We start from the raw sequence: 6,368 nt of genomic DNA on the forward strand, positions 1-6,368 counted from the left end.
CCGATTCCGATCGGGAAATGGCTCGCCGCCCCCATGAAGAAGAGCAGGGGCACCGAGAGCCAGGCGTTGGTCCGCGAGGCGAGAAACGCGCGGCGCGCCCATACGGACATCTCCGCCGGAGACGCCGTGCCCGCCTCCGCCTGGGCCTTCGTCGCGGCGATGATCTTCTTCTGCAGCGGCCAGATCACCATCCAGACGTTCATGAACATGATGATCCCCATCCCGCCCCCGATCGCGATCGAAAGGACCTTCCACGAGGCGTTCGCCGCAACGTGGACGTTCCAGAGTATCGCGCTCATGACGAGCATCAGGATCAGGTAGGCGGCGAAGAGCGCGCGGCCGTCCTTCGTGAACGCCCGGAAGAGCCCTGTGCCGGCGGAGAACGCGGCGAGCACGACGACCAGCCAGATCCAGAAATAGGCCGGAAGGCCGTGCGCTTCGCTCGTGACCGTCGCCATGTGAAGCGCGAGCCCGGCGACGACCGTCCAGAAGGCGCCCCACCGGAACCACCACAGCGCCTTCGGCATCAGGTTCGGGACCACCTTTCCCTTGCTCGCCGCGTCGAGCTCCTTCATGAACTGAACGTTGACGAGGTTGAAGAAATAGAGCATGCCGATCCAGGTGATACCCGCCAGGAAATGGAGCCACCGGAGCAGGAAGAGGACGTTGGTCATCGGGTCTTGAGGCCACATAGAGCCTTTCCCTCCTTCTCTGTGTGTCGGGGTCTCGAGCCGCGAGGATATCCGGGGCGCCGGGGCGTTTCAACGGCGGCACTTTTCTTGCACGCTCGAAACCGGTTCGGGCCATTCACGCGCAAACCGTCGTCGTTCGAAGTTCCCGGCGGGGCGCGGTGCGTCCGACCGGCGACGGCGCGGGAGAAGGTTCGACGCGATACGATAGCGGGCGGTTCTCAAGAAAGGAGAAGCAATGGCAGTTCAGGCGAAGAATTTCGATCATCTGGTCGGCAAGCTCGACGGATTCTCCGAGAAGCAGCTGACTCAGCATTTCGGCCTCTACCAGGGGTACGTCAAGAAGCTGAACGAGGTTCGCGACAAGATCGCGGCCATCCCTTACGACCAACGAGTGTCCAAATCCAACTTCTCGTACGGCGAGTACTCGGAGCTCCGGCGCCGTGAAGCCACACCGTACAACGGCGTGTACCTCCACGAGCTCTACTTCGAGAATCTCGGGCCCGTCTCGCGGGAGGCGAAAGCCTCCGGCGACGTGCGTAAGGCGATCGAGAGCGCGTTCGGCTCGGTTTCGAACTGGGAAAGCGACCTCGAAGCGTGCGGAACGACGGCGACCAACGGGTGGGTGCTTTTGACGTGGGACGACCGCGACCGTATGCTCCACCACAATCAGGTGTTCGAGCATGCGGACCGGATGATGGTCGGTCTGCGGCCGATCCTCGCGCTCGACACCTGGGAGCACGCGTTCATGATCGACTACGGGACGGACAAGACCTCCTACATGAAGGCATTCCTGAGGAACGTCAATTGGCAGAAGGTGAACGAGCGGTTCGAGAGCATTTCGAAGGAAGCGGCCGCGCACGCGTGACGGCGGGTCCCGGGGCCGGACGAGGCGGCGGGCTTCGGCTCGCCGCTTTTTTCTCGTCCGCGCTCGTCCTCGCGCTGAGCGGCGCGATGGTGCTCTCGCTTCCGGGCTGCCGGAAGAGACCGGACGTACGCATCGTCCGCGAAACGGCGCCTTCCGAGGCCCCGCCGCCCCCCCCGACCGGGTCTTCGATTCCCCGCGAGGTTGCGCTCTCCGGAGCGGAAACCAGCGCGGTCCGGGCTTTCCTGACGTCGCATCCCGGCTGGCGGGTCGCCTCGGACTCGGACGCCCGTCCGTCGGAGGATGCCGACGACATGGCCCCGCTCTACGGCGTCTACCACCCGTACTTCGTCCGCGGCGACCTGGACGACGACGGCCGGCTCGATTTCGTCGCGGCGTTCGTCGACCGCGGCAAGCCGGCCGCCTCGCCGTGGTTTTCGGTGGTCGCGTTCCTCTCCGACGGCCGCGGGGGCTTCCGGCCGCCGCTGGTGATCGAGAGCGAGATCTCGCTCGAGCGCGGCGACCTCTCGATCGACCGGGACGCGGTCGTCGTCACGCCCGATCTCTCCGAGGACGACACGAGCCGGCGGTACCGATGGAACGCCCGGCAGAAGAGGTTCGAGTTCGTCAGCGGGGATGACACGGAACCGGACCAGACCCCCTCGACGCGGATCTAGCGAAGCCGGCGAAGACGCCTCGTCCCACCGCGATCCGCCATAATCGACGGATGCCCGATCGCGTCTCCGTCGCGTTTCCGCTGCCGATGCGCCGCACGTTCACGTACGGCGTGCCGGCATCGCACCGGGAGCGCCGTCTCATCGGATGCCGGGTCACGGCACCGCTGGGCGGACGAACGTTGTCCGGCGTGGTCGTGGAGGAGGACCCCGAAGAGGCGGAAGAACGCGCGCTCCGTGCGCTGACCGCCGTACTCGACGAGGAACCCGCGGTCGAGGGGGAGCTGCTCGAGACGACGCGGGCGCTCGCGGACCGGTTCTTCTGCTCGTGGGGAGAGCTCCTCCGGGCGGCGCTCCCCGCCGGCCTCCCGCGCGGAGAAGCGACGCGTTACGAAGCGACCCCGGCGGGGGCGGCGGCGGCTTCGAGCGCCGACCCGGCGAACCGGCGGGTGATCGAAGAGCTCCTCCTCCGCGGGAGGGCGGCCGGCGCCGAGCTCGCGGCTGCCATGGAGGGTGGAAGAGAGCGTCTGCGGGCTCTCGAGCTCCGGGGCTGGATCCGCCCCGTCGCGGCCGCGCCGAGGAAATCGCGGAGGCAGCCCGTGTATTCGCTGCTCGGCGCGGCCGCCGACCGGGAGACAGCCGCCGGGCGCTCCGCAAGGGCGAGGGAGGCGCTCCGTTTCCTCGAGAGCCTCGGACGGCCGGCCCTCGGGGAGGAGCTGCGCGCGGCCGGATTCTCTCCCGTCGTGATGCGGCGGCTGGCCGTCAGGGGCGCGGTTTCGGCCGCCGAGCAGGAGCGTCCGCCCGAGGACGAGACTCCGCGGCCCGGGCCGGCGCCGGAGCGTCCAATCGACCTCTCGCCGGACCAGCGGCGGGCGCTCGCGGCGATCGAGGGGGCGCTCGGGAAGAGGACGTTCGCGCCGATCCTCCTCTTCGGCGTGACGGGAAGCGGCAAGACGGAGGTGTACCTCCGCGCGATCGCGCAAGCGCTCGCCGCGGGACGCGGGGCGCTGTGGCTCGTTCCCGAGATCGCGCTCACCCCGGTCTTCGCCCGCCGGCTCAAAGCGAACTTCGGCGACGAGGCCGTCGTGCTGCACTCGGCCATCGGAGAGTCGCGCCGCGCCCGCGCCTGGCAGGAGATGCGGAGCGGCCGCGCGCGGGTCGTCATCGGTCCGCGGTCGGCCGTGTTCGCGCCGATCGCCGACATCGGCGTGATCGTCGTCGACGAGGAGCACGACGGCTCCTACAAGCAGGACGAGTCGCCCCGATACGACGCCCGCGACGCCGCGGCGCTCCGCGCCCAGGCGCACGGCGCGGTGCTGCTCCTCGGTTCGGCGACTCCCGCGCTGGAGACCTGGCACGCGAGCGAAGAGGGGAGAATCCGGCGCCTGGAGATGCCGGAACGGGTCGAACGCCGCCCGCTCCCCGAGGTCCGGATCGTCGACCTGAGAAAGGAACCGGCGCTGCCGGAGGAGAAGGGCGTGCCCCTTTTCTCTCGTCCGCTCGTCGGGCTCCTCGAGGAGGTCTTCGGGCGCGGCGAACAGGCGATCGTGCTCGCGCCGAGGCGCGGATACGCGCCGTTTCTCCTCTGCCGCGCGTGCGGGAACGCGTTCCCCTGTCCGAACTGCAGCGTCTCGTCGGTGGTCCATCGGCGGGAAGCGGCGCTGCGCTGCCACTATTGCGGTTCGCGCCGCCCGATCCCCGTCCGCTGCGACGTCTGCGGCGGGACGCACCTCGAGGCGATCGGCGCGGGAACCGAGCGCGCCGCGGAGCGCTTCGCCTCGCTCTTTCCCCGGGTGCGGTTCGCCGTGCTCGACTCCGACACGGCGCGGCGCCGCGGCGGCCCCGCGGCCGTCGTCGCTTCGATGGAGAGCGGGGATGCTCAGGCGCTGATCGGCACCCAGATGGTCGCGAAGGGGCACCATTTTCCGAACGTCACGGCCATCGGCGTGCTCTCCGCGGATACGATCCTCAACTTTCCCGACTTCCGCGCCGCCGAAAAGACGTTTCAGCTGATCGCGCAGGTCGCGGGCCGGTCCGGGCGCGGGGCGCGGCCCGGCATCGTGCTCGTCCAGACGTTCCACCCGGAGAACGGCGCGATCCGCGCGGCGCTCGCCCACGACGCGGCGGCGTTCGCGCGGGAGGAGCTCGGGTTCCGGCGGACGTTCTTCTACCCGCCGTTCTGCGAGATGGCGGAGGTGCTCGTCTCCGCCGGAGAGCGGGACCGGGCGGCCGCGGTCGCCGGAGAGATCGCCGCCCGCCTCGCGGGCGAGGAGTCGGTCCGGGTGACGCCGGCCGCGGCAGCGCCGGTCGAGCGGATCGCCGGAAAGTGGCGGTACCAGGTGCTCGTGCGCAGCCGCAGCCGCCGCTCGGTGCTGGCCGCTCTCGCGCGCGCCGTTCCGGAATCGCCCCCGGCGGGTGCGGCCGTCGCGGTCGACATCGACCCGCGAAACCTGATGTGAACCGGCGGCGGCGGCGAACCGCCGACGCCGGTAAATTCCAGATATCAGGGACCAAATTTCAAAAGGAGATCCGAGGCTTCGCTGCCCGTTGGAATTTGAGACCTGGATTTTGGAGCTTCCCGGATCGTATCGCGGGGTCCCGGTGCTGGCCCGCGATAAGATCCGGGGTCGATGCAATCGGAAGAATCGCAGTTCGAAGAGCCGATCATCAAGCTCCGGCGGCGTCTCGAGGAGCTCGAGGCGCTTCCCGACGACGGGTCCCGCCGCCGTGAGATCCAGAAGCTGCGCGAGCGGATCGAGCGGACGACCGAGGAGATCTACGCGAACCTCTCCCCCTGGCAGAAGACGCTCGTCGCCCGCCACCCGCAGCGCCCCTATCCGCTCGATTACATCCAGGCGCTCACCCGCGATTTCGTCGAGATCCACGGGGACCGGCGCTTCTCCGACGACGAGGCGATCGTCGCGGGGCTCGCGGTCTTCGGAGACCGTCCGATCGCCGTGATCGGCCACCAGAAGGGCCGCGACACGAAGGAGAAGATCCGACGGAACTTCGGCATGCCGCGGCCGGACGGGTACCGGAAGGCGCTCCGGGTCATGAAGCTCGCCGAGAAGTTCCGGCGTCCGGTCCTGACGCTGATCGACACCTCGGGGGCGTATCCCGGAATCGACGCGGAGGAGCGCGGCCAGGCGGAAGCGATCGCGACGAACATCTACGAGATGTCCCGTCTCGCGGTGCCGATCGTCGTCGCCGTCACCGGGGAAGGGGGGTCGGGCGGCGCGCTCGCCCTCGGCGTCGGGGACCGGATCCTCATGCTCGAGCATTCCGTCTACTCGGTCATCTCGCCGGAGGGTTGCGCCGCGATCCTCTGGAAGGACGCCGCGCGCAAGAAGGACGCCGCCGAGGCGATGAAGATCACGTCCGGAGACCTGAAGGGGCTCGGCGTGATCGACGAGATCGTTCCGGAGCCCGCCGGCGGGGCCCACGCGGATCCCGGGGCGGCGGCCCAGGCGCTCGGCGAGACCGTATCCCGGGGGTTCGACGACCTTTCGACGCTCTCCCCGGAGGACCTGCTCGCCGCGCGGTACGCGAAGTTCCGCGGGATGGGATGGTTCGAGACGGTCGGATGACGGGCGCCGGAACGGGCGGCGCCGCCGAAGACCGGGAAAACGCGCGACCGTCGGCCGCCGGCGCGGCGTGGACCCTCCGCGACGCCGACCCCGGCTCGATTGCCGCCCTGGAAGCGTCGGGCATCCCCGCGATCGTCGCGCGCGTGCTGGCGGCGCGTGGGTTCGGCGATTCGGAAGCGCTGCGCGATTTCTTCACTCCGTCGCTCGACCGGACCCCCGATCCGTTCCGGATGAAGGGGATGGAGGCGGCCGTCGACGCCCTGGTCGCGGTGGCGCGGCGCGGGGAGAGAATCGTCGTCTTCGGCGACTACGACGTGGACGGCGTCACCGCCGTCGCGCAGCTCCGGGCCGTCTTCCGCGCGCTCGGAGCGGACGCGGTCCCGTTCCTGCCGCACCGCGTGCGCGACGGCTACGGCCTGAAGCCCGAGACGTTCCGGAAGGTCTTCGCCGAGCATCGTCCCCGCGCGATCGTCACCGTCGACTGCGGCATCACCGCCGTCGAGGCGGTCGCGGAAGCGGCGGCGGCGGGCGTGGCGGTCGTCATCACCGACCA

Annotated in this window: 6 protein-coding genes; 5 read left to right on the forward strand and 1 reads right to left on the reverse strand. The window is 69.7% G+C overall.

Annotated features, from left to right (window positions below; translation table 11 throughout):
* Window positions 1-692: urate hydroxylase PuuD (locus tag VKH46_05955; protein HKB70369.1), on the reverse strand; the 692-nt coding region annotated here is incomplete at its 3' end.
* Window positions 693-927: 235 nt separating this feature from the next.
* On the opposite strand from VKH46_05955, the gene VKH46_05960 reads away from it, so the two are divergent.
* The 5 genes from VKH46_05960 to VKH46_05980 form a co-directional block, all read left to right on the forward strand.
* On the forward strand, window positions 928-1,557 hold the full coding sequence (locus VKH46_05960; protein ID HKB70370.1) for a superoxide dismutase: 630 nt from the start codon (window positions 928-930) through the stop codon (window positions 1,555-1,557).
* On the forward strand, window positions 1,554-2,231 hold the full coding sequence (locus VKH46_05965) for a hypothetical protein (protein ID HKB70371.1): 678 nt from the start codon (window positions 1,554-1,556) through the stop codon (window positions 2,229-2,231). The genes VKH46_05960 and VKH46_05965 overlap by 4 nt, the downstream gene beginning before the upstream one ends.
* Window positions 2,232-2,281: 50 nt before the next feature.
* Complete coding sequence (gene priA / locus VKH46_05970) at window positions 2,282-4,687, forward strand: primosomal protein N' (protein ID HKB70372.1); 2,406 nt, start codon at window positions 2,282-2,284, stop codon at window positions 4,685-4,687.
* 171 nt (window positions 4,688-4,858) lie between these two features.
* On the forward strand, window positions 4,859-5,815 hold the full coding sequence (locus VKH46_05975; protein ID HKB70373.1) for an acetyl-CoA carboxylase carboxyltransferase subunit alpha: 957 nt from the start codon (window positions 4,859-4,861) through the stop codon (window positions 5,813-5,815).
* Window positions 5,812-6,368 (forward strand): DHH family phosphoesterase (locus VKH46_05980; GenBank protein ID HKB70374.1); only part of this gene is annotated, 557 nt, incomplete at its 3' end. The genes VKH46_05975 and VKH46_05980, both read left to right, overlap by 4 nt.

The sequence above is a fragment of the Thermoanaerobaculia bacterium genome (assembly GCA_035260525.1).
Classification (GTDB): domain Bacteria; phylum Acidobacteriota; class Thermoanaerobaculia; order UBA5066; family DATFVB01; genus DATFVB01.

Bases quoted from the DNA above. Each gene is read 5' to 3' on its own strand.
- priA (HKB70372.1), top strand. From the start codon at position 2,282: ATGCCCGATCGCGTCTCCGTCGCGTTTCCGCTGCCGATGCGCCGCACG.
- VKH46_05960 (HKB70370.1), top strand. From the start codon at position 928: ATGGCAGTTCAGGCGAAGAATTTCGATCATCTGGTCGGCAAGCTCGAC.
- VKH46_05975 (HKB70373.1), top strand. From the start codon at position 4,859: ATGCAATCGGAAGAATCGCAGTTCGAAGAGCCGATCATCAAGCTCCGG.